This is a genomic window from Blautia sp. AF34-10, assembly GCF_003477865.1.
GTDB lineage: Bacteria > Bacillota > Clostridia > Lachnospirales > Lachnospiraceae > Fusicatenibacter > Fusicatenibacter saccharivorans.
On record NZ_QUED01000013.1, the window covers coordinates 65,722 to 87,323 of the forward strand.

19 protein-coding genes, 1 other RNA gene and 1 pseudogene are annotated in these 21,602 nt (G+C 47.2%); 20 read left to right on the forward strand and 1 reads right to left on the reverse strand.

Features of this window, described 5'->3' with window-relative positions:
- The first annotated feature begins 102 nt into the window (after positions 1-102).
- The 16 genes and pseudogenes from rpoD (at position 103) to DWZ60_RS09810 (ending at position 15,250) form a co-directional block, all read left to right on the forward strand.
- Entirely contained in the window at positions 103-1,245 is a 1,143-nt protein-coding gene (rpoD, locus tag DWZ60_RS09735) for an RNA polymerase sigma factor RpoD (protein ID WP_055228389.1), read from the forward strand.
- Positions 1,246-1,274: 29 nt separating this feature from the next.
- Positions 1,275-1,973, forward strand: a complete 699-nt coding sequence (locus tag DWZ60_RS09740) for a tRNA (adenine(22)-N(1))-methyltransferase (protein WP_022462740.1) — start codon at positions 1,275-1,277, stop codon at positions 1,971-1,973.
- A gap of 117 nt (positions 1,974-2,090) precedes the next feature.
- Positions 2,091-3,746, forward strand: coding sequence for a nucleoside kinase (locus tag DWZ60_RS09745; RefSeq protein WP_242991187.1), 1,656 nt, complete (start codon positions 2,091-2,093; stop codon positions 3,744-3,746).
- A gap of 100 nt (positions 3,747-3,846) precedes the next feature.
- Positions 3,847-4,197: RNase P RNA component class A (gene rnpB, locus DWZ60_RS09750), an RNA gene on the forward strand.
- 179 nt (positions 4,198-4,376) lie between these two features.
- Positions 4,377-4,973 (forward strand): Maf family protein, encoded by a 597-nt coding sequence (locus DWZ60_RS09755; RefSeq protein ID WP_117510305.1) that lies wholly within the window; start codon positions 4,377-4,379, stop codon positions 4,971-4,973.
- A 16-nt stretch (positions 4,974-4,989) separates the two neighbouring features.
- Positions 4,990-7,164 (forward strand): M3 family oligoendopeptidase, encoded by a 2,175-nt coding sequence (locus tag DWZ60_RS09760; RefSeq protein WP_117802555.1) that lies wholly within the window; start codon positions 4,990-4,992, stop codon positions 7,162-7,164.
- A gap of 233 nt (positions 7,165-7,397) precedes the next feature.
- Positions 7,398-7,607: a FeoA family protein gene (locus DWZ60_RS09765; RefSeq protein ID WP_022462744.1), complete on the forward strand. Its 210-nt coding sequence runs from the start codon at positions 7,398-7,400 to the stop codon at positions 7,605-7,607.
- A 19-nt stretch (positions 7,608-7,626) separates the two neighbouring features.
- Entirely contained in the window at positions 7,627-7,848 is a 222-nt protein-coding gene (locus tag DWZ60_RS09770) for a FeoA family protein (RefSeq protein WP_022462745.1), read from the forward strand.
- Positions 7,849-7,964: 116 nt separating this feature from the next.
- Entirely contained in the window at positions 7,965-10,115 is a 2,151-nt protein-coding gene (feoB, locus tag DWZ60_RS09775) for a ferrous iron transport protein B (RefSeq protein WP_022462746.1), read from the forward strand.
- Between the two features lie 97 nt (positions 10,116-10,212).
- Positions 10,213-10,347 (forward strand): FeoB-associated Cys-rich membrane protein, encoded by a 135-nt coding sequence (locus DWZ60_RS09780; RefSeq protein WP_022462747.1) that lies wholly within the window; start codon positions 10,213-10,215, stop codon positions 10,345-10,347.
- Between the two features lie 33 nt (positions 10,348-10,380).
- The gene (locus DWZ60_RS09785) at positions 10,381-10,836 is read left to right on the forward strand and encodes a transcriptional repressor (RefSeq protein ID WP_022462748.1); all 456 of its coding nucleotides are present in this window, start codon (positions 10,381-10,383) and stop codon (positions 10,834-10,836) included.
- 176 nt (positions 10,837-11,012) lie between these two features.
- Positions 11,013-11,324 carry a DUF6110 family protein gene (locus DWZ60_RS09790; protein ID WP_022462749.1) on the forward strand — a complete coding sequence of 104 codons (312 nt, stop codon included), beginning with the start codon at positions 11,013-11,015 and terminating at the stop codon, positions 11,322-11,324.
- A 97-nt stretch (positions 11,325-11,421) separates the two neighbouring features.
- Positions 11,422-13,508, forward strand: a pseudogene (locus tag DWZ60_RS09795) (heavy metal translocating P-type ATPase).
- 364 nt (positions 13,509-13,872) lie between these two features.
- Entirely contained in the window at positions 13,873-14,163 is a 291-nt protein-coding gene (locus DWZ60_RS09800) for a DUF2325 domain-containing protein (protein WP_022462751.1), read from the forward strand.
- Positions 14,164-14,181: 18 nt separating this feature from the next.
- A complete protein-coding gene (locus DWZ60_RS09805; RefSeq protein ID WP_055228382.1) occupies positions 14,182-14,736 on the forward strand; it encodes a DUF3793 family protein in 555 nt (184 codons plus the stop codon).
- Positions 14,737-14,827: 91 nt separating this feature from the next.
- Positions 14,828-15,250, forward strand: coding sequence for a flavodoxin (locus DWZ60_RS09810; RefSeq protein ID WP_022462753.1), 423 nt, complete (start codon positions 14,828-14,830; stop codon positions 15,248-15,250).
- A gap of 94 nt (positions 15,251-15,344) precedes the next feature.
- Here the strand turns inward: DWZ60_RS09810 and DWZ60_RS09815 are convergent, their stop codons facing one another.
- Positions 15,345-16,499: a DUF4317 domain-containing protein gene (locus tag DWZ60_RS09815; protein WP_022462754.1), complete on the reverse strand. Its 1,155-nt coding sequence runs from the start codon at positions 16,497-16,499 to the stop codon at positions 15,345-15,347.
- 275 nt (positions 16,500-16,774) lie between these two features.
- On the opposite strand from DWZ60_RS09815, the gene DWZ60_RS09820 reads away from it, so the two are divergent.
- The 4 genes from DWZ60_RS09820 (at position 16,775) to nadC (ending at position 21,513) form a co-directional block, all read left to right on the forward strand.
- Entirely contained in the window at positions 16,775-17,989 is a 1,215-nt protein-coding gene (locus DWZ60_RS09820) for an AI-2E family transporter (protein WP_243038280.1), read from the forward strand.
- 378 nt (positions 17,990-18,367) lie between these two features.
- Complete coding sequence (nadA, locus tag DWZ60_RS09825; protein ID WP_119221583.1) at positions 18,368-19,276, forward strand: quinolinate synthase NadA; 909 nt, start codon at positions 18,368-18,370, stop codon at positions 19,274-19,276.
- 40 nt (positions 19,277-19,316) lie between these two features.
- A complete protein-coding gene (locus tag DWZ60_RS09830; protein ID WP_119221584.1) occupies positions 19,317-20,693 on the forward strand; it encodes an L-aspartate oxidase in 1,377 nt (458 codons plus the stop codon).
- Positions 20,659-21,513, forward strand: coding sequence for a carboxylating nicotinate-nucleotide diphosphorylase (nadC, locus tag DWZ60_RS09835; protein ID WP_022462757.1), 855 nt, complete (start codon positions 20,659-20,661; stop codon positions 21,511-21,513). Before DWZ60_RS09830 ends, nadC begins: the two co-directional genes overlap by 35 nt.
- The last annotated feature ends 89 nt before the right edge of the window (positions 21,514-21,602 follow it).

Sequence of the window (21,602 nt, forward strand, 5' to 3'; positions counted from 1 at the left end):
GGCCTGGATACCAAAGAAAAACCCTGGAATCTTCTGTTCTGCGTGTTTAATTTCGCAGGGCAGGGACAGAATATATACAAGCTATGGAAGGATGGACAGTCAATGGAGTTCGATAAAGCAAAATTTATGGAAAAATTAAAAGAGCTGGTAGCATACGGCAAAAAGAAAAAGAGCGTCCTGGAATATCAGGAAATCAACGACTTTTTCCGCGATATGCCGCTGGATGCGGAGCAGATGGAGAAGGTATTTGAATACCTGGAGGCAAGCGGTATCGACGTACTGCGCCTCTCCGATATGACCGAGGATCCAAATGCGGCAGACCGCGATCTTCTCCTTCTGGACGACGATGACATCGACCTTTCCGAGGAAGAAGAGATCGATATGGAAAACATCGACCTTTCCGTTCCGGAAGGCATCAGCATTGAGGACCCGGTCCGCATGTACTTAAAAGAGATCGGTAAAGTGCCGCTTCTTTCCGCAGAGGAAGAGATCAAGCTGGCACAGAGAATGGAAGAGGGCGATGAGGATGCGAAAAAACGTCTGGCAGAGGCCAACCTTCGTCTCGTTGTTTCCATTGCAAAACGTTATGTCGGCCGCGGCATGCTGTTCCTGGATCTGATTCAGGAAGGTAACTTAGGCCTCATCAAAGCGGTTGAAAAATTCGATTACCGCAAGGGATACAAATTCTCCACCTATGCAACATGGTGGATCCGCCAGGCAATCACAAGAGCGATTGCAGACCAGGCGAGAACGATCCGTATTCCGGTTCATATGGTAGAGACCATCAACAAGCTGATCCGCGTTTCCCGTCAGTTACTGCAGGAGTTAGGCCGCGAACCTACTCCGGAAGAGATCGCAGAGGAGATGCACATGTCTGTAGAGCGTGTGCGTGAGATCCTGAAAATCTCCCAGGAACCGGTTTCACTCGAGACACCAATCGGTGAGGAAGAGGACAGCCACCTCGGTGACTTCATCCAGGACGACAATGTGCCGGTACCGGCAGACGCGGCAGCATTCACCATGCTGAAAGAGCAGCTCGAGGATGTGTTAAGCACGCTGACTGACCGTGAGCAGAAGGTTCTGCGTCTCCGTTTCGGACTCGATGACGGCCGTGCGAGAACCCTCGAAGAGGTTGGTAAAGAGTTCAACGTTACAAGAGAGCGTATCCGTCAGATTGAGGCGAAAGCGCTCCGTAAACTGCGCCATCCGAGCCGTTCCAGAAAGCTGAAAGATTACCTGGACTAATCTGCGAGGAAGAAAAGGACGACAGGAAAATGCAGTTATCAAAAAGACTTTCCGCGGTAGCGGAGTTTGTCACCCCGGGCGGCTGCCTGGTCGATGTGGGAACAGATCACGGTTATGTGCCGATTGCGCTGCTGGAACAGAAGAAGATTTCCTCCGCAATCGCCATGGATGTGAACCGCGGACCGCTGGAGCGGGCCAGGGAGCATATTGCGCAGTACCAGATGGGGGACTACATAGAAACAAGACTTTCCGACGGACTCCATGCCCTGCGTGCGGGAGAGGGTGATTCTCTTCTCATCGCGGGCATGGGCGGCGGGCTTACCATAAGAATTTTAAGCGAAGGTGAGCCGCTGCTGTCCGGTTTTCGGGAGCTGATCCTGGAGCCGCAGTCGGATATCGACCGCGTGCGTGCATGGCTTCTGGAACACGGATTTTTCCTTGCACAGGAGAATTTTGTAGAGGAGGATGGAAAATATTATCCGATTCTGCGGGCAGTGCCAGGGGAAAAGGAGAATCTGAAGGCGGAGGAGCTTTTCTATGGACCGCGCCTTCTGGAAAAGGAAAATCCGGTGCTGAGGGAATACCTTCTGAAACAGCAGGAGCAGAACCAGACGCTGATCCGCCAGCTTTCGGATCACTCCAGTGAAAAGGCAGCACAGCGCCTTTGGGAATTAAAAGAAAAAGAGGCAGTACTGGAATCTGCGCTTGCGCGTTTCCATACGATGTAACGACAGCGTTTGCACAAGAGGGGCGTGTCTGAAAATTTCAGCAGTTGTAATTTTCGGGCGCGCCTTTTCTGTCACTTCTGAATTTTCAGAAAGTTTTGCAAGAAGGAGGAATTACAATTGATTCAGGTAACAATTGATGGAAAAGGATACGAATATCCGGAAAATTGCTCTTATTATGAGATTGCAAAGGATTTTGAAAAAACAATGGACGCGCCGATTGTCCTTGTGAAAGTGGACGGACGGCTGCGGGAGCTGCACAAACAGCTGAAAAAAAAATGTGAACTGGAATTTGTGACAACGAAGGATGAGATCGGACATAAAACGTATCAGAGGAGTCTTTCTCTTCTGCTGGTAAAAGCGGTGTATCATGTGGGAGGCTACGATAAGATCCGCCATGTGATGCTGCATTTTTCGGCGGGTTCGGGCTTTTTCTACACGGTGGACGGCGATATCACGCTGAATCAGGCGTTTTTGGACGAAGTAAAAGCGTATATGCATGAACAGGTGGAAAAGGCGGTGCCGATTTATAAGCGGAGTGTCGATACGCACGAGGCGAGAGAACGGTTCCGGCTGCATGGCATGACGGATAAAGACCGCTTATTCCGTTACCGCCGTGTCTCCCGTGTGAATCTGTACAGTCTCGGGGATTTTGAAGACTATTATTATGGATTTATGACGTATGATACGAGTTATCTGAAGTATTTTGATCTCTATTTATACGATGACGGCTTTGTGCTGCAGATGCCGGAGAAAAAGGCGCCGGAGACGGTGCCGGCGGCGAATCTCTCCCCGAAGGTGTTCCAGGTGCAGCGGGAATCGGAGCGCTGGGGTGAGCAGATGGGAATTTCCACGGTTGCCGACTTAAATGAACGCATCACAAAGGGCAATATTCAGCAGATGATGCTGATTGCGGAGGCGCTGCAGGAGCAGAAAATCGCGAAGATTGCGGAGCAGATTGCGGAAAGAAAGCAGGTTAAATTTGTGCTGATTGCGGGGCCGTCTTCCTCCGGAAAGACAACGTTCTGCAACCGGCTTTCCATCCAGCTTTCAGCGCATGGTCTGACGCCGCATCCGATCAGCCTTGATAATTACTATGTGAACCGGGTAGATACGCCGCGGGATGAAAACGGCGATTATGATTTTGAATGCCTGGAAGCACTGGATATCGAGCTTTTGAATCGGGATATGACAGCACTTTTGAACGGAGAGCGTGTGGAACTGCCGTATTTTAATTTTAAGACGGGCAAGCGCGAGTACAAGGGGAATTTTATTCAGATGAAGGAGACTGATGTGCTGGTGCTGGAGGGGATTCACGGGCTGAATGAAAAACTGACATGGTCGCTTCCTTCGGAAAGTAAATTCCGGATTTATATCAGTGCGCTGACGCAGATCAATGTGGATGAGCACAACCGGATTCCGACGACGGACGGACGTCTGATCCGGCGGATGGTGCGCGACAGCCGGACGCGGGCAACGTCGGCGAAGGAGACGATTGCGATGTGGCCGTCGGTGCGCCGCGGCGAGGATCGGAATATTTTTCCGAACCAGGAGAAGGCGGATGTGATGTTTAATTCGGCGCTGGTGTATGAGCTTTCGGTTCTGAAGCTGTATGCGGAACCGCTGCTGTTCCAGATTGAGGAGGGAGAGCCGGAGTACCAGGAGGCAAAGCGGCTGCTGAAGTTTTTGGATTATTTTGTCGGAGTGCCGATTGAGGATATTCCCAAGAATTCGATTCTGCGGGAGTTTGTGGGGGGAAGCTGCTTTGATGTGTGAAAGGCTGTTTTGTATGGCTTTGTGGGATCTGCGATTTGGGGATGGACAAGAAAGAGAGTTTGTGGTAAGATTATTAACTGTCTGATGTTCCGTTTTTGACAAAGTAAGATATGTAATCGCGGCTGGCAGGACCGAAAGGGGCCAGGTGAGGAAAGTCCGGGCTTCGCAGGGCAGGATGCCGGATAACGTCCGGCGGAGGCGACTCCAGGGATAGTGCAACAGAGAGATACCGCCAGGTTTTTCCTGGTAAGGGTGGAAAGGCAGTGTAAGAGACTACCGTTTCTCTGGTAACAGAGAAAGCCATGTAAACCCCATCCGAAGCAAGACCGAATAGAAAACGTATATGGCTGCCCGTCATGTTTTCAGGTGGGTCGCTTAAGGGGACTGGCGACAGTTCCATTGGATAGATGATTACACACGACATAACCCGGCTTATCGTTTTGCTTTGCATAAGACGGAAATTCAGGCATCTGGATAAAATAAGTACGCCGGGAACGGACACGAGTGGATTGTGTTTGTTCGCGTACTTATTTTATCCGGCCATCTGGCGCAAGCCGCACATTCCCGCGGACCGCTGCATGGTGTGAAAAAAATGCATGTCATGAAAGAAAAAATAAAGGAGACAGCAGGATGAAAGTGATATTGGCTTCGGGGTCACCCAGAAGAAGAGAGTTGATGGAGATGTTGGGAATACGGTGTAAGGTTCAGGCTTCAGGGGCGGAAGAAGTTGTGACGTCTGCGGAACCGGAGAAGGTTGTGGAGGAGCTTTCACGGCTGAAATGTCTGGATGTTGCGGAGATTACCGAAGGGGATGCCGTTGTGATCGGGGCGGATACGGTTGTGGCTTTTGAAGGGGAGATCCTTGGCAAGCCGAAAGGGATAGAACATGCCAGAAGCATGATGCAGCAGTTGCAGGGAAGGGTGCATCAGGTGTATACTGGAGTTACGATTGCGGTAACAGAGGGGGACGCAAAGCGTGTGGTATCGTTCTGTGACCGTACAGATGTAGAGTTTTATGCGATGACAGAGGAGGAGATAAACGGGTATCTTGCTCTTGAGAAAGAGGGGGAGGCTCCTGTGTGGTCGGATAAGGCTGGAGGATACGGAATTCAGACGGTGTTTGGGACAAAGTTTGTGAAAGGAATCCAGGGAGACTATTATAATGTGATGGGGCTGCCGGCGTCCCGGGTTTATCATGAGTTGAAAAATCTGGGCGTTCTGGAATAGAAGGAGGTAAGAGAAGATGAAAAAGTTTTCGGAAATTGAATACGTAAGGCCGGACATGGAGGCAGAGCAGGAAAAAGTAAGAGCGTATACGAAGGCGCTCAAAGAGGCAAAATCATATGAGGAGCTGCGCGGACTTTTTATGGAAGAAAAAACGCGCGAGGATGCCTGGGCGACAATGGCGGAAGTGGCGCAGGTAAGATATACGGTGGACACCAGAGATTCGTTTTATGAAGGAGAGGTTCAGTTCTGGAATGAGACGATTCCGGCGATCCATCTGCTGATACAAAAGGCAGAGAAGGTGATTCTGGAGTCTCCGTTTATCAAAGAGTTTGCAGAGGAGTTCGGGGAATTTTTTGTGAAGAATATGGAGGTTGGCCAAAAATTAGCGGACGACTGTATCGTGGAGGATCTGATCGAAGAGGCGAATCTGACGCAGCAGTACAGTAAAATTACGGCGAATGCTTCGACGGAATTTAAGGGCGAAACGTGTAATTTTTATGGACTGCTGAAGGCGATGCAGAGTACGGACCGCCAGATGCGGAAAGAGGCGATGACGGCATGGGGAGATTTGTATGAAGAGATTTCCGGGGAGCTGGATGCGCTGTATGACAAGATGGTTCCGCTGCGCGATAAAATTGCGAAGAAGCTGGGATTTTCTTCTTACATTGAATTTATTTACCTGAGCTATGGAAGATACGATTATACGGCGGAGGATGTTGCAAAGTTCCGTGCGCAGGTGAAGGAGAAGATTGTACCGCTCTGCCTGGAGCTTCGGAAGGAGCAGGAGAAACGGCTTAGAGTGGACCGGCTGCATTATTACGATGAGGAGCTGATTTTCCCAGAAGGAAATGCGGTTCCGGAAGGAACGACGGAGGAACTGGTTGCGAAGGCGCAGAAGATGTACCATGAGCTGTCGAAAGAGACGGGTGAGTTCTTTGATTTTATGGTGGAGCATGAGCTGTTTGACCTGGAGACGAAGCCGGGAAAACAGACAGGCGGTTACTGCACATTTCTGAATACGTTCAAGGCGCCGTTCATCTTCTCCAACTTTAATGGTACGAGCGCGGACGTTGATGTTCTGACTCATGAGGCGGGCCATGCATTCGAGGCGTATACGGCGGCAAAACAGATTCCGTTTATGGATATGGTATTCCCGACAAGCGAGGTGGCGGAGATTCACTCGATGACAATGGAGCATTTCGCATACCCCTGGATGAATGCATTCTTTGGAGAGAAAGCAGATGATTACCGTTATGCGCACCTGATGAGCGCGCTGGAAGTGATTCCGTACATGGTATGTGTGGATGAGTTCCAGCATAAGGTATTTGAAAATATCGGCATGACGGCCAAGGAGCGCCGTGCGATCTGGCATCAGTTAGAGCTGACCTATATGCCATGGAGAAATTATGACGGCCACAAGTTCCTCGAGGAGGGCGGTTTCTGGATGCAGAAGCAGCATATCTTTGTGAACCCGTTCTATTATATTGATTATGCGCTGGCACAGATCTGTGCTTTCCAGTTCTTTGAGCGTTCCAAAAAAGAGCCGGAAAAGGCGTGGGACGATTATTACCGTCTCTGCCAGGCAGGCGGAAGCAAGGGATATTTTGCACTGCTGGAGCTGGCAGGACTGAAGAATCCGTTCGTGGATGGAACGGTGGAAGAAGTCGTTGCGGGACTGAAGCCCTATTTAAAACGAAAAGTAAAGTATACGATCCGTCCGGTAAAAGAGGAAGATCTGAAAAAGGTAGCCGAGGTGGAGGCGCTATGCTTCCCGGCTGCCGAGGCGGCAGGTTATGAAGACTTCATGGAGCGGTACAAAACCTGCAAAAACAGCTTTTTTGTGGCGGAAACTGAAGACGGCGAAATCGCAGGCTTCTGCAATGGCTGCTGTGCGGATACCGATTATCTGGCGGATGCACTCTACCATGACGCCACGCTGCACAACCCGGACGGCGATTATCAGATGATTTTCGGACTGGACGTCAATCCGAAGTTCCAGAAACAGGGCATTGGAGAAGCACTGATGCGTCATATGGTAAAAAGCGCAGGAGAGCGTGACAAAAAAGCCGTTGTTCTTACGTGCAAGGATCATATGATTCCATTCTACAAAAGGATCGGATACGAATATATCGAACTTTCCGACTCGACGCATGGCGGTGCAAAATGGCATAAGATGATGTACCGTTTCTAAAAAGAAATGGAAAGCAAAAAGGGCAGAACAGGGAGATACGAAATTTCTCTGTTCTGCCTTATTTTTCAAAAAAACAGGGCTCTTAACGAAGGCTTTTTCTCAGTAACGGAGTAAATTTCAGAAAAAAATACAAAAAAATAGTAAAAAAGCAGTTGACATCTAACGTACGTTAGCATATACTAACAACTGAAATAGAGATGAAACTCATTATCATACACAGGAGGTAATTGACTATGCCTTTAACGATGGCAAATCCAGGCGAATGTTACACAATCAGAAAAGTCGGCGGAAAAGAAGAGACCAGAAGATTTCTTGAAAATCTTGGCTTCGTCGTTGGCGGAAACGTGACAGTCGTATCGGAAATCGACGGCAATCTCATCGTGAATGTGAAAGATTCCAGGGTGGCCGTTGGAAAAGATATGGCAGCCAAAATCCTGATTTGATAGGAAAGAAGGAGAGAAGATGAAGACTTTAAAAGAGACTTCCGTAGGAGAAACCGTTAAAGTTGTAAAACTCAACGGCTCCGGTCCGGTCAAAAGAAGAATCATGGATATGGGAATCACCAAGGGTGTTGACGTATTCGTGCGCAAAGTTGCTCCGCTCGGCGATCCGGTCGAAGTAACCGTCAGAGGATACGAATTATCCTTAAGAAAAGCAGATGCCGAAATGATTGAAGTAGAGTAAATTTTTTTTGCCTGCTTGTTAGCGGATGCTAACAAAAGCAAGCTGTAGCCAATATTGGTAAGGCTTGTGAAGTTATTAAAATCAGTAAAAATCAAAGAAAGAGGGGCATGGAAAAAATGGCAATTAAGATTGCACTCGCGGGAAACCCGAACTGCGGTAAGACAACATTGTTCAATGCACTGACAGGCTCCAACCAGTTCGTAGGAAACTGGCCAGGTGTAACCGTCGAGAAAAAAGAAGGAAAGCTCAAAGGCCACAAAGATGTCACCATCATGGACCTTCCGGGTATCTATTCTTTATCTCCGTATACACTGGAGGAAGTGGTAGCCAGAAATTACCTGATTAATGAAAGACCAGATGCGATTCTGAACATCGTAGATGGTACCAACATTGAGCGTAACCTGTATCTGTCCACACAGATCATGGAACTTGGTATTCCGGTGATCATGGCTGTCAATATGATGGATATTGTTGAAAAGAACGGAGACAAAATACATATCGACAAACTGGCGAAAAAGCTGGGCTGTGAAGTTGTAACCATCTCTGCGCTGAAAGGAACCGGAATCAAAGAAGCTGCTGATAAAGCAGTGCAGATTGCACAGAAAAAAGGTGCTGCTGTACCAGTTCATGAGTTTGACAAGGATGTGGAGGCAGTCATCCGCACCGTTGAGAGCAAACTCGGAAGTGATATTGTAAATGAGCAGAAACGCTTCTTTGCAATCAAACTTCTGGAGAAAGATGATAAGATCACAGAGCAGATGAAATCCGTTCCGGATGTATCTGCCGAGATCAAACAGCTGGAAGACAAATTTGATGACGATACCGAGAGTATTATTACAAACGAGCGTTACGTTTATATTTCCAGCATCATCGGTGACTGTGTCACAAAGAACAAGAAAAACGCCATGACAACATCGGATAAGATCGACCGGATCGTAACTAACCGCTGGCTGGCACTTCCGATCTTCGCGGTTGTTATGTGGGTTGTATATTATGTATCTGTCACAACAGTAGGTACTTTTGTAACGGACTGGACCAACGATGTACTCTTTGGAGAGATCATTCCGCCGGCCATTGAAAATCTGCTGAACGCGATCCACTGCGCTGACTGGCTGCAGGGTCTGATCCTGGATGGTATTGTTGCCGGTGTTGGTGCCGTACTTGGATTCGTACCGCAGATGCTGGTACTGTTCCTGTTCCTGGCATTTCTGGAGTCCTGCGGTTACATGGCGCGTGTTGCATTCATCATGGACCGTATCTTCCGTAAATTTGGACTTTCCGGAAAATCCTTCATTCCGATGCTGATCGGAAGTGGTTGTGGTGTTCCTGGTATCATGGCTTCCCGTACCATCGAGAATGACCGTGACCGTAAAATGACCATCATGACAACAACGTTTGTACCTTGTGGAGCAAAACTTCCAATCATCGCCCTGATCGCAGGCGCTCTGTTTAATGGAGCTTCCTGGGTTGCACCAAGTGCTTACTTCGTTGGTATCGCAGCAATCATCTGCTCCGGTATCATCCTGAAAAAAACAAAACTGTTCGCTGGCGATCCGGCTCCGTTTGTTATGGAGCTTCCGGCTTACCACTGGCCGACGGTAAGCAACGTTCTCCGCAGCATGTGGGAGCGTGGCTGGTCTTTCATCAAAAAAGCCGGTACGATCATCCTGATGTCTACCATCGTTCTGTGGTTCCTGATGAACTTCGGATGGGTTGACGGATCCTTCGGAATGCTGGAAGCTGAGCAGTTAAATGACAGTATCCTGGCTTCCATCGGAAGCGTGATCGCTCCTCTGTTTGCACCTCTTGGATGGGGCGACTGGAAGATGGCTGTTGCAGCTGTTTCCGGATTGATCGCAAAAGAGAACGTTGTTGGTACCTTCGGTATCCTGTTCGGCTTTGGTGAAGTTGCAGAAGACGGTGCCGAGATCTGGGGACAGCTCGCAGGAAGCTTATCTACGGTAGCAGCTTATTCCTTCCTGGTATTCAACCTTCTGTGCGCACCGTGCTTCGCAGCAATGGGTGCAATCAAACGTGAGATGAACAATACCAAATGGTTTTTTACTGCAATCGGATATCAGACACTGCTTGCCTATGTTGTATCCCTGTGCATTTATCAGATCGGTAACCTGTTCATCGGCGGCGGTTTTGGAATCGGAACGGTAGTTGCTGTTCTGCTCATCATTGGATTTGTATATCTGCTGGTAAGACCTTACAAAGAGAGCGCAACTCTGAGCGTTTCCACCAACAAAATGTTCAGCAAATAATTGCTGTGACAGATAGAGAACATGTATCTGATGAAGAGTCCGTATCCGGCATCCGCTGCAGGATGCGGACTCTTTTGAAAAGAAAGGAGTTGTTTCTATGGGAACTTTTATCACACTTGTAGTCGTTGTTGGTCTGGTAGGACTTGCAGTACGCAGTATGATTAAAGATAAAAAAAGCGGCAAAGGAAGCTGTGGTGGTAACTGCGGGCAGTGCAAGGGACATTGCGACTGACAGGACAGGAATCATCATCAGGAGGTAGAACGTATGCCGCAGGAACAGACAAAGCATGAAGCCAGAAATTATCACAGAACACAGATGAAGCGAGAACTGATTATTCAGAAGCTCCGGGAACAGGGATGCAGAATAACCAGACAGAGACGGATTCTGCTCGATATTATCCTGGAAGAGGAGTGCTCCTGCTGTAAAGAAATTTACTATAAAGCTCTGCAGAAAGACAGCAGCATCGGGCCTGCTACGGTGTATCGCATGGTGAATACACTGGAGAGCATCGGTGCAATCAGCCGCAAAAATTTTTACAAGATTGCCTGTGGAGAAGAATGCTTCAAAGATCAGGGCTGTACCGTAGAACTGAGCGATCATACCATCTGCCGTTTAAGCGGAGAGATGTGGATGGACGTGATGAAATCCGGACTGAAGGCAAAGGGCTATATTCAGAATCAGGATATTGAAAATGTGATTGTTTCAGCGGTGGAAGGCTGAAAAACGGGGAAAACGGGTGAAAATTCCTTCCGTTTTCCCTGTTTTAATGAAAATAATTATCAAAAAGAACTGTACGTATTGTCTAACCGAGCAGGTGAGTGCTATACTGTGAACCACAGCGGGGGAAGATGTAAAATTCAGGAAAAATTTATTTTAACAATAGGAGGAAATGTAATATGACAATCAAAGATTTAAAACATCCAGGACTTTTCGCAGCAGGAGTATTATTCGGAACAGCAGGTATCAAAGCACTGTCCAGCAAGGATGCGAAAAAACTTTACACCAACTGCACCGCAGCTGTTCTTCGTGCAAAGAAAGTTGTTATGGATACGGTAACGACCATCCAGGAGAATGCGGAGGACATCTATGCTGACGCAAAACAGATCAACGAAGAGCGTGAAGCAGCAGAAGAGGCAGTAGAGGATGTAGCTGAAGAGACAGCAGAGGAAGCTGTTGAAGCAGAAGCAGAGGATACGGTTGAGGCATAAGCTGTACACAGCAACATCTGATTTACGTCGTATTCATACGGAAAAAACAAAACGCCTGCAGAATTCTCTGCAGGTGTTTTTCTAGGAGGCATAAGATTTGAAATTTTATATTAAACACGAAAGCAGAGGCAGAATCCGAATCCATCTGGCACAGAAGCGCATGTCCTCCGTACAGGCAGAGACACTGCTGTACTATCTGCAGAATCAGAACCAGGTATCTTTCGCGAAGGTATATGACAGAACCGGCGATGCCGTGATCTGTTACGAGGGAGAACGAGCCGCTGTGATTCGGATGATACAGCTCTTCCACTACGAGGAAGTAGAGCTGCCGACCGGACTGCTTGAGAGCTCCGGCAGAGCGTTAAACAACGAATATCAGGAAAAGCTGATCAGCAAAGTGATTTACCACTTTGGAAGAAAATGGCTTCTTCCGGCACCGATCCGTGCCATCTATACTACGGTTGTTTCCGTAAAATATATCTGGAAAGGAATCCAGACACTGGCACAGGGAAAGATCGAAGTTCCGGTTCTTGATGCAACCGCAATCGGTGTTTCGATGCTCCGCGGCGACTATGGAACCGCAGGCTCTGTCATGTTCCTGCTCGGCGTAGGAGAGCTGCTTGAGGAATGGACGCATAAAAAATCCGTCGGAGATCTGGCACGCAGCATGTCGCTGAACGTCGGAAAGGTATGGCTGAAAAAAGACGGCCAGGAAATTCTCGTTCCGTCTGAAAAAATTGTTGCGGGCGACGAGATTGTCGTACATATGGGAAATCTGATTCCATTCGACGGCGAGGTATCCAACGGCGAGGGTATGGTAAACCAGGCTTCTCTGACCGGAGAATCTGTTCCGGTACGCCGTACCTTAGGTTCCGTTGTCTATGCGGGAACGGTTCTTGAGGAGGGCGAGCTTACCATTCTTGTGAAGCAGACCGGCGGATCCAGCCGTTACGAGAAGATTACCGCGATGATCGAAGAGTCCGAGAAACTGAAATCCGGACTGGAGAGCAAGGCAGAGCATCTGGCAGACCGTCTTGTACCGTATTCCCTTGGTGGAACGGCGTTGACGTATCTTCTGACCAGAAATGCAACGAAAGCACTCTCTATTCTGATGGTGGACTTCTCCTGTGCGTTAAAACTTGCCATGCCGATTTCCGTTCTCTCTGCAATCCGCGAGGCAAACCAGCACAAGATCACCGTAAAGGGCGGTAAATTCCTGGAGGCTGTGGCGGAAGCGGATACGATCGTTTTCGATAAGACCGGAACACTGACAAAAGCGCAGCCGACCGTAGCAGAGGTGGTATCCTTCAGCGAAACAAAGAGCACGGATGAGCTTCTGCGCATCGCAGCCTGCCTGGAAGAGCATTTTCCGCATTCCATGGCAAAAGCCGTAGTAGACGCGGCAAAAGAGAAACATCTGGATCACGAGGAGATGCACTCCAAAGTAGAATATATCGTTGCACACGGTATTTCTACAACGATCAATGGCAAAAAAGCGATTATTGGAAGTTATCACTTCGTATTTGAGGATGAGAACAGTATCATTCCGGAAGGATGGAAGAGAAGTTCCGTCATCTGCCGGAGGAGTATTCTCATCTCTATCTTGCCTTAGAAGGTGTACTTGCAGCAGTTATCTGCATTGAGGATCCGCTTCGTCCGGAGGCGGCCGAAATTATCCGTCAGCTGAAAAAAGCAGGTCTGAAAAAGATCGTCATGATGACCGGAGACAGCGAGCGCACGGCAAAAGCGATCGCGAAGAAGGTCGGCGTGGACGAGTACTATGCTGAGGTACTGCCGGAGGATAAGGCAAACTTTGTGGAGAAAGAAAAAGCAGAGGGACGTAAAGTCATTATGATCGGTGACGGTATTAACGATTCACCGGCACTTTCTGCCGCAGACGTTGGAATCGCCATCAGCGAGGGCGCAGAGATTGCGCGTGAGATCGCGGATATCACCGTTGCCGCAGACGATCTGGCAGAAATTCTGGTGCTTCGTATGCTGAGCAACCGTCTGATGAAACGGATTCATAAGAATTACCGCTTTATCGTTACGTTCAATGCCGGACTGATTCTGCTCGGCGTGGGCGGCATTTTACAGCCAACCACTTCCGCACTGCTTCACAATACATCTACTCTTTATATTGGCTTAAAGAGTATGGGTAACCTGCTGGACGAGCCGGTATAAAAAACAGAACAGAATAGCAACGGGAAAGCCGCTGGAGTCTTCTTCTTAAGATTCCAGCGGCTTTTTAACAAAAGCAGGAAAAGTCTCTGCTTCCATTGCGAATATTCTTTCACCAGCGTGATGTGAAAAAGAAAATGATACAATTTTCTCAAGAAAAGCCGGAAAAATTTGCAGGATATCCTTGACAAAATCCGACAAAAACGGTATGATATACCCAACAGTTAGATATAGCTAACTAAAGTACAACGGATAAAACCAAAAATCATACGGGATCCCGGTAGAGGGATTCTTTCTTAAAACACAGGAGTTAGAATAAACTAATTTCAAGTAGCATAAGATAACAACAGAAAGGCAGGTAGAGAAGATGAGTGTCGTAATTATCGGTGGAAATGAAAGAATGGTGTGTCAATATACAGATATCTGTAAAGACTATGGATGTAAAGCAAAGGTGTTCCCGAAAGAGCATGGCTCCGTTAAGAAAAAAATTGGGAATCCGGATCTGATGATTCTCTTTACCAACACCGTATCCCACAAAATGGTCATCACTGCTTCCCAGGAAGCAAAGAAAAACAATATTCCGATCGCAAGAATCCATACCAGCAGTGCCACCGCACTTCGCTCGGTATTAGATGAGCACTGCGCAGCAGCAATGTAAGAAGGAGACGTAAAAGGCATGATTGAGAGATTTCTGATCGAACACTGTTCGGCAACGCTGGCTTCCATCAAAGCCGCAAATTTATGTAATATGACATTTTCATCCAAAGAAGAACTGGAAGATCAGATTTCATACTGGAGTGCCTGTCTGGAACCAAAAGGAATTCACATCTTTGTATTGCGGGAGCATGAGACAAGAGCACTGGTCTATGTGTACCGTGAAGGGCTTCTCCAGAAGGAGCTGGAAAATCCGGAGAATGCAGCGTTTTTAAAATCCTATGGATATGAAAATACAGACATTGCCTATGCACTGAATCGCCTGAAAACCCGGGTAGCAGAGTGTAAAGAAGGATTTCCGCATGAGATCGGTGTGTTTCTCAACTATCCGCTCGGTGATGTGATCGGTTTTATTGAGAACAAAGGCCACAATTATAAATGCAAGGGATGCTGGAAGGTCTATTGCAATGAGTGCGAAACACAGAAAACATTTCAGCGCTATCAGAAATGCAGAAACGTGTATCTGCGTCTCTGGAAGCAGGGAAGAAGCGTTTTACAGCTCACCGTAGCTGTTTAACATAAAATCCTGCATACCATAAAAAGGGCAGTAGGATCGGGGAAAGAAAAATCCCCCGGAATCAGAAAATAAAGAAAGAAGGATTTGAAACATGAGCAAAGTAGCAGTAGTTTATTGGAGTGGAACCGGCAACACAGAAATGATGGCACAGAAAGTAGCAGAGGGAGCAAAAGAGGCAGGCGCAGAAGTTTCTGTTCTGACTTGCGCAGATTTCTCTGCGGATGATGTAGATGCATACGATGCAATCGCTTTCGGATGCCCGGCTATGGGGGCAGAAGAGCTGGAAGATACCGAGTTCGAGCCAATGTTCTCCGCATGTGAATCCAAACTCTCCGGAAAGAAAATCGCTCTGTTCGGTTCCTATGGATGGGGAGACGGCGAGTGGATGCGCACCTGGGAAGAAAGCTGCAAAAATGATGGCGCCGAGCTGGTATGCGACAGCGTGATCTGCGCAGACGCGCCAGATGATGAAGCTGAGGCAGCATGCATTGCACTTGGAAAAGCACTCTGCTAAGCATAAATAAAAAGGAAGAAAAAGCGGCAGCCCTTTTGTCTGGGACTGCCGCTTTTTTTTCGGACAGGGAGAAAGACTCGCTGTCATTTGGCTGTTAAAATTCGGTATCATCCGCATCGGATGGCCGTGACGGTTTTAAAAGAATTCCGTTGATTTCCACTTCATCGGCTGCCTCGATCAGAATATACGGTGTTCCGTCGATCGTACGGGTTTCGATGAGCTGGGCCTTTTCCGGGCTGACTTTGATGATAACATCCGGGGTGCGGATCTCGTAGTTCCGTGTACTGGCCACGTTCGAGGCAACGAAGCTTGCTTTCTCATCCGCAATGGATTCGTACTTCTCGTCGAACTCGTCAAGCTGTTCATTCGGTACGCCGCTGCTGGCGAGCAGACGTTTTACCTCGTGTTTATCGAGCACCACCGGTTCCGGATCGTCTTTCCGCTCTTCAATCATGGTATTTAAGTTCTCCTGAATGGTCATAACAGTAGAAAAATCACAGGCGGAATCGAGAGTTTCTTCTATAATAGACTGAAACGTTTCTTTCTGAGATTTCGCGGAAAGCGGCGCCTGACAGCCCAGGAAGTGGTCGAGAAAGTCCGGCTGATCCATCTCTGCGTTTTTCGTGAAATACAGCAGATTGTGGATATCCGTGTTGCGGTCTGTGAAGGCCGGGAAGAGAAAACCGTTTTCCGGTGCGCCGACCACCCAGTCCTGCACGCGGTTTTCAATCGTATTGTGGGACACATTGTAGCAGAGACCCGGTTTGTCGAGTTTTACCGGGCAGATGCTGCAGAGGATAAATTCATAGACGTAATCGGAAGCATCGTCCATATCCAGATTATCAGAAGCGCGTCCCGGTACATCGTAGGCACCATGGATCAGAATAATATAGTAGTTTTCCGGATAGAGATAATCCGCCATCACCTTTTCATAAAATTCATCAATCAGCGCTTCGTCCTTCAGCTCACTGTTGCGGAGTTTTAAGAGAAACTCCTGTGTGCCGCCCTCACTTTCCTGGGAGAGCGGGAACTCCATATTCAGCAGATTCTTTCCGATGGTACCGGAGAGGGTGCTTTTAAAAATCTTAAAATACTTAAACATTTCTTCCTCTTCGAGAGAGAGAAACGCTTCTTTTAATTTTGTCTTAATATTCTTTTCCGCATCCACATAGCATCCGCAGATTCGCGTGATCGCACAGTGGGATGGGGTAAACAGTTTTTTAATTTCGGCAATTTCCTTTTTGTTCATATAGAATGCTCCTTTATCAGCAATTTCGTATCTTAGACAAGTACTTTCTATTATAGACCATAGGGAAGGGAAAAGGCAAGAAAGAAAATAGCGACTATATCTTATTATACTTTAAATATAATTTCAAAAATCTTGACAGAGGTACCGATTCTGTTATACGATTAGGTCTAATAAAGGGGAGTAATTTGAGTTTGAAAATTTGCGTTTGCAAGTTTTCCGATTATTCAGCTACTTAAATGGATACGCATGAAATTAAGAAAAAGAGGAGAATGATAGTGGATATAAGTAAAAAATCTGTAAAAAAAATCCGGGAACTTATTGTGTTTACAGCATTTCTTGTGGTCGCACTGTGGAAGTTTAATGTGGTACTCGATGTGTTGAAAGCAATATGGGGGATCGTATTTCCATTTGTACTTGGCGGAGCGATCGCATTTGTGACCAACGTGCCAATGAGCTTTTTGGAAAAGAAAATTTTTGGAAGGGCAAAAAAAGAAAATAAGATAGTCGAAAAACTGGCAAGACCGATAAGCCTGTTCCTCACGATCGTATTTGCGGTTGGCGTGATTGTACTGGTGATGTTTGGTGTGATTCCGCAGCTTACGCGGACAATAGGAACCCTGATGATGAGTATCGCTGATTTTATTCCGCAGATGCAAAGCTGGATCCGGGAGTTTTCCCATAATAACCAGGAAATCATGAAGCTTGTAGATCAGGTACAGTTTAATCCGGATCAGGCGATCAAGTGGGGGATAAGCCTGCTTGGAAATGGTGCAGGAAATATGATGAATATCACAATGTCAGCAGTGGGTTCCATAGTTAGTGGATTGGCAGCCTTTTTTGTTGCATTTTCCTTTGCCTGCTATGTCCTTTTTCAGAAGGAAACGCTGCAGGTGCAGATTCGAAAAGTATTTTTCGCTTTTCTTCCAAAGGAAAAAGCAGATGCTTTTCTTAAAGTCTGCTCTCTGACTTATCAGACATTTGCAAATTTTCTTACAGGTCAGTGTCTGGAAGCCGTGATCCTTGGCTGTATGTTTGTTGTGATATTGAGCATTTTGAGGATGCCATATGCACTTTTGATCGGAGTTTTAATTGCGTTTACGGCATTGATCCCGATTTTCGGAGCCTTCATCGGGTGTGCAGTGGGAAGCTTTTTGATCTTTATGGTAAATCCGAAACAGGCAATTTTATTTATTATAGTATTTCTGGTGCTGCAGCAGATCGAGGGAAATCTGATCTATCCTCATGTTGTGGGTGAGTCTGTAGGGCTTCCATCGATTTGGGTTCTTGCAGCAGTTACGATCGGCGGAAATCTTATGGGAATTGTAGGTATGCTTGTTTTCATTCCGTTGCTTTCCGTGTTCTATACTATTTTTCGGGAATTCGTATATCTGCATCTGAAAAAAAAGCATATCAAACAGGTGACAAAGACAGAAATAGAAGAAGATACGGCGGAAGAAATGGTAAATAGTGACATACCAGAGGTGAAATGATAGAATCCCGTCTTTGACGGCTGTATGGTGATAAAACGGTTACAAACCCAGTAAATATGGGTATTGTGGCCGTTTTTTTGTAGATAATTATTCAACCGTCAAATTTACGGGTGTTTTTATAGCAATCTCGGAAAATAATGCAAAAATTCAGCGCAGCAGAACGTGAATTACTGCGTCACAGATTTTCATGTCTTAGACAAGTACTTTCTATTATAGAGCACGGGGAAGGGAAAAGGCAGGAAAAAAATGGACAATGGATATTACAACTGTCTTGTCACATGACAAAAGTTGTGGTATACTAAGCGCTAAAGTGTTAAAAAAATATCACTATTCAGGGTTCTGAATCGTTATAGTAAAAATAGGAAGGAAACAAAACCAATGGATACCAGAAGAGAAAAGCTGGAAGCATTAAAGAAAGAAAAAAATGCTGTCATCATGGCACACTATTACGTGCCGGATGAGGTGCAGGAAATTGCCGATTACATCGGGGATTCGTATTACTTAAGCGACATGGCGACGAAAGTGGACGCCAGTGTCATCGTTCTCTGCGGCGTTCGTTTCATGGGTGAGAGCGCCAAAATCTTAAACCCGGGCAAAAAAGTACTGCTCCCGGATCTGCATGCCGACTGCCCGATGGCTCACATGGCAGAGATTGAAAAAATCAAGGAAGTCCGGCAAGAGTACCCGGATGTGGCTGTCGTATGCTATGTCAATTCCACCGCGGAATTAAAAAGTCATTCCGACGTCTGTGTCACCTCCTCCAACGCAGTAAAAATTGTAAAAGAACTGCCGAACCACGACATCTTCTTTATCCCTGATGAGCATCTTGGTACCTATGTGGCTGAGCAGGTGCCGGAGAAACATATCATCTTAAATGACGGTTTCTGCCACGTACATGCTGCCATCCGCCCGGAAGCTACAAAGGCTGCAAAGGAAGCGCGCCCGCAGGCAAAGCTTCTCGTTCACCCGGAGTGCAGAAGTGAAGTCGTTGCACTTGCCGATTACGTCGGAAGCACCGCAGGCATCATCAAATATGCCGAGGCAAGTAAAAATACCGAGTTTCTCGTTGCAACCGAGCTTGGCGTTTTCGCAGAGCTGAAAAAGCGCTGCCCGGATAAGAAGTTTTATGCAGTGGGAAATACGCAGATCTGCCCAAATATGAAAAAAGTGACATTGGACAAATTAATAGTAGCACTGGAAAATGAGGAGAATGAAGTTCTGTTAAGCGAACAGGAAATTTCAGACGCACATGCGCCGCTGTTAAGAATGCTCGAGCTTGCAAAGTAACAAAATAAGCAGAACGCAGAAGCGGAAAAGAGGAAATGAAATGAAAAAGTATTATGATGCAGTGATTGTAGGATGCGGTGTGGCAGGATGTTTTGCGGCACTTCATCTGCCCCAGGAAGCCGATATTCTGATGATAACAAAAGCAGATACCGAGGACAGCGACTCCTTCCTCGCACAGGGCGGTATCTGTGTTCTGAAAAACGAAGACGATTACGATGCGTTCTATGAGGATACGATGCATGCCGGCCACTATGAAAATACGCCGGAATCCGTCGACATTATGATCCGTTCTTCCCGGAATGTCATCAATCAGCTTATCGCCTGGGGTGTGGATTTCCGCCGCGATGAAAACGGGGAACTCTGCTATACGAAAGAAGGCGCACATTCTACCAATCGCATCCTGTTCCACGACGATGTAACCGGAAAGGAGATTACGAGCAAGCTTCTCGCGCAGGTAAAAAAGCTGCCGAACGTGACGCTTCTTGCGCACACGGAAATGTGTGATATTCTTTCCTGCAAAAATGGCTGCGAGGGTGTTCTGATCCGGGATGAAGAAGGAAAGCTGGTTCCGGTTTATGCTAGGGATGTGATCTGGGCATGCGGCGGTATTGGCGGAATTTATGATAATTCTACGAACTTCCCGCATCTGACAGGAGATGCACTTGCAATTGCAATTCACAGGAACGTAGCGCTGAAAAATGTCAATTACGTACAGATTCACCCAACAACGCTGTATTCCAAAAAGAAAGGCCGCCGTTTCCTGATTTCCGAATCTGTCCGCGGAGAGGGCGCTGTACTGCTCGATAAAAATGGCGAGCGTTTCACCGATGAGCTGCAGCCGCGTGACGTGGTATCCTGTGAGATTCACCGCCAGATGGAAAAGGATCACACGAAGCACGTATGGCTTTCCATGAAAACGATTCCGCTTGATGTAAAAGAACGGTTCCCGAATATTTACCAGAAATGCCTGGAAGAGGGATATGATATCACGAAAGAACCGATTCCGGTTGTACCGGCCCAGCATTACTTTATGGGCGGCGTCAAGGTAGACAGCAATAGCGAAACGACGATGGATCATCTGTATGCAGCAGGTGAGACGAGCTGCAACGGCGTGCACGGTGCAAACCGTCTGGCAAGCAATTCTCTGCTGGAGAGCCTTGTATTCGCAGAGCGCGCGGCAAAGAAGATGGCTGCCGAATGGGCCGCAGAGGGTCTTGTAGAGAACGCAGACCGCAAAGAAACGGCAACGGAGCCGAAGGAAGATGAATGGAAGCTCCTTGCAAAACGGTACGATATTAGAAAAGAAGATTACCAGGATATGGAAGAATATGCAGAACGCTGCAAAGAGAGCATCTGGGATGCGATCAGAAAGGAAGACAAATATGAATCCAATCACAAGAACACTAAATGTGGATAATCTGCTGCTGTTGGCGCTGCAGGAAGATATCTCCAGTGAAGATGTAACCACGAATGCTGTCATGCCAGAAGCCTGCCAGGGAACGGTACAGCTTCTCTGCAAACAGGACGGCGTCATTGCCGGTATGGAAGTATTTGCAAGAGTATTTACGCTGCTCGATGAGAAAACCGAGATTATTCCGTATGTGAAAGACGGCGACGAAGTCAAAAAAGGCGATCTGCTCGCAACCGTAAACGGCGATATCCGTGTTCTGCTGTCCGGTGAGAGAACCGCGCTCAATTATCTGCAGCGGATGAGCGGAATCGCAACGTATACGAGAAGCGTTGCGAAGCTGCTCGAAGGTTCCAAAACGACCCTTCTCGATACCAGAAAAACGACCCCGAATATGCGTATTTTTGAAAAATATGCAGTCAAAATCGGTGGCGGCCAGAATCACCGCTACAATCTGTCCGACGGCGTTCTGTTAAAGGACAACCATATTGGAGCTGCAGGCAGTGTCACAAAAGCGATCGAGATGGCACGCGATTATGCTCCGTTTGTGCGTAAGATTGAAGTCGAGTGTGAAAACCTCGATATGGTCCGCGAAGCAGCAGATGCAGGTGCCGACATTATCATGCTCGACAATATGACTCCGGCGCAGATGAAAGAGGCGGTAGCCGTCATCAACGGCAGAGCAAAAACCGAGTGCTCCGGAAATGTGACAAAAGAAAATATCGCCACTATCCTCGACACCGGCGTAGACTATGTTTCCAGCGGTGCACTGACGCATTCTGCACCGATTCTTGATGTATCATTGAAAAATCTGCATCCAATAGAATAAGTATAAAAATAGGAATTATTTCCTTATAGATATAAAAATCGCGAAATAAAAAAGCTTCTGTTCCTCCCGGAAAAAGGGAAGAACAGAAG